1 protein-coding gene is annotated in these 542 nt (G+C 59.2%); it reads right to left on the bottom strand.

Translation table 11 applies throughout. The features are described from left to right. The coding region (locus GY937_09280) for a hypothetical protein (protein MCP5056900.1) at positions 1 to 206 on the bottom strand (206 nt) is incomplete at its 3' end. Between the last annotated feature and the right edge of the window lie 336 nt (positions 207 to 542).

Genomic DNA, 542 nt, shown 5'->3' with positions numbered 1-542 from the left:
CGAAGGCACTCCGCCAATTGCTCGCTCAGCCCCAGCTTCTCGTCGATGGCCTTGAGCAACAAGGCTCCGCCGTCGGAGCTGCTGTGCTCCTGGTCGAAGGCGGCCACGACGGGCTTCGAGATCAAGTCGGGAAAGGTGACAGTCTGTGCGGGAGTATCCGGCGTCATGAAGGGGCCCTTGTTGAGGGGAAACGCGTGGCGCAACACGTTTCTGCCGCAACTGGGGCCTTCTTCAATTCAGGAACGCGACTTCTTCATGAATTATTCGGGCTAACCCGAAACTCGCTTCTAGGCAAAAAATCGGCTTTCGGTGTCTTCGCCTGGAGGAAATCGTTGCTAAGTGCGGTTCCGCACATAGGAAATCGAATCCGTAGCCGACGAGGATCGTACGGCCGAGTTCTTTCGGACCGTCTCCTACAGCTACGACGCTTCGGGCAATCTCGAAACGGCAACGGACAGCGAGATCCCGGCCAGTCCGCTTTACACGTTCACCTACGACCCGCTCGACCGGGTCGACGTGGCGACGGCCCACTACCTTCCCGG

The sequence above is a fragment of the bacterium genome, from assembly GCA_024228115.1.
Classification (GTDB): domain Bacteria; phylum Myxococcota_A; class UBA9160; order UBA9160; family UBA6930.
The sequence above is the reverse complement of the archived record's forward strand: the minus strand, read 5'-3'. Positions and strand labels throughout refer to the sequence as shown.